Here is a 1,796-nt window from a genome sequence, read left to right as displayed (position 1 = left end):
TTGGATGACATGAGCATTGGTAATGGCGGTATACACCTGCTGCTGTCGCGCCAGCAACACCCCCGAACCAATATGTTCGCCATGTGCTAAAACTTTAATCGAGATGGCGCGCAGATGTTGCTGCAATCGGCGATCTTGGTTCACGCCTAGATCTGACACCACAAAAGATTGTGTCAAAATAGTGGGGAGCATGAGGGTGAGAATCGTGACATACAGCATGGGTACCACTCTAGCAATCCAGTAGTGCCAGGGCGGATCTCCCAATCGTTCGTGTAGCGGCGGCGATGCAGAATCGGGTGGCATAAGCTTGGGCATTATAAATACGATCGGAGTGAAAACCGTAAGCTTGTATATATGTATTTCACTGTTGATGTTCTAGGATAAATGGTAGTGCTATTATAAATTATGCTCGGAGAGTAAAAGCCATGCTAGAACTATATCAATTTGAATTGTCGCACTTTTCGGAAAAAGTTAGATTAGTTCTGGACTATAAAGGGTTAGCATATCGCAAAATCGAAGTTATGCCGGGGATGGGACAATTAGATTTATTTCGGATGTCCGGACAACGACAAGTTCCCGTCCTCAAAGATGGTAATAAGATCGTTGCTGACTCGACAGCGATCGCTCTCTACTTGGACAAAACTTATCCAGATCGCCCAATTATCCCAACTAAACCCCAACAAAAAGCAACTTGTTTACTGTTAGAACAGTGGGCTGATGACTCGATCGGGGTTAAGGGTCGATCGATTTTGTTGGAAAGTCTCAAAAGTAGTAGCCTGCGTACTTCTATTTTACCCGCAGGTACCCCAGATATCTTCAAAAATTTGGTTGGCTCGATTCCGACAGAGGCGATCGATCTGCTGGGATTGGGTGTGGGATTGACTCCTGACTCGATTAAAGCAGCTAAAGCCGAGATGCACCGCAGTCTCGAATCTATTTGTATGCTGCTCGCACAGAACTCTTGTGCCTATCTGATCGGCGATACGCCGACGCTGGCAGATCTGACGGTGGCGGGGTTGAGTTTGTTGCTCAAAATTCCAACTGGCCCTTATCTGAATGTGCCGTTCAATCTCAAGGGTAAAGGTATTCCGGGGTTTGCTGATAATCCTGACTATGATATCTTTTTCACTTGGCGCGATAAGTTGTATGCGGATTTCCGCAATCCACATATCCCGGATATTCGGAATAATTCGGGAGCTGCGCCTACTACTCCGACTACGATCGCGATCGATTAGTGGGTTTTGATGTTACCTGAGTTGGGGATTTTTTGTATAAAGCGGGGCGGCAAATGCTAGATATTCGTGGGTTTTGTTTATCCTAATAGCGATCGTCTGTTGTCTCAAGCGGAGCGGCAAATGTTAGATATTAGTGAATTTCGTTTTTCCTAGCGGAGGCAGAACCCGGATCTGGGGGTTGTCTTGACGCGCTATACCTGGAGGGAACCTCCAGAGCGCGCGTCGCTGTCTTGATGCGCTAAACCGTTGGGGAACCCAACGAGCGCGCATCGCTCCGACCCCCAGACCCCCCGTTGAAAGCGGCTCGCGCTCCTCGGGTTCCCCGAGGGTTTAGCGAGACAAGACAGGCGGGACGCGTCTTGACCGAAACACATGCGGAGGGAACCTCCGCGTGATTTCGGTCGCCGCCTTCTCAAACTCTCCTGCGTAAGGTTCGATCTGTGGGAGGCGGAGATCTGTAGATATGCTCACATCTTGCACCAATATATAAAGACTAGTAATGGCGTAGATAGTCGGGTACCCACAAGGGGCACCCCTACAGATTAATTGTGGGCGTTGCTG

General features: G+C 48.7%; 2 protein-coding genes and 1 pseudogene. 1 reads left to right on the top strand and 2 read right to left on the bottom strand.

Translation table 11 applies throughout. The features are described from left to right. Positions 1-303: pseudogene (locus tag RMO52_RS23870) on the bottom strand (hypothetical protein); the annotation flags it as partial. Between the two features lie 122 nt (positions 304-425). Here RMO52_RS23870 and RMO52_RS23865 point away from each other — a divergent pair. Next, on the top strand, positions 426-1,235 hold the full coding sequence (locus RMO52_RS23865; protein WP_310419339.1) for a glutathione S-transferase family protein: 810 nt from the start codon (positions 426-428) through the stop codon (positions 1,233-1,235). 330 nt (positions 1,236-1,565) lie between these two features. Here RMO52_RS23865 and RMO52_RS23860 read toward each other — a convergent pair. Beyond that, positions 1,566-1,796: hypothetical protein (locus RMO52_RS23860; protein ID WP_310419336.1), on the bottom strand; the 231-nt coding region annotated here is incomplete at its 5' end.

Origin of the sequence: Chamaesiphon sp. OTE_8_metabat_110 (genome assembly GCF_031382685.1) — a bacterium.
Taxonomy (GTDB): Bacteria; Cyanobacteriota; Cyanobacteriia; order Cyanobacteriales; family Chamaesiphonaceae; genus Chamaesiphon.
The sequence above is the reverse complement of the archived record's forward strand: the minus strand, read 5'-3'. Positions and strand labels throughout refer to the sequence as shown.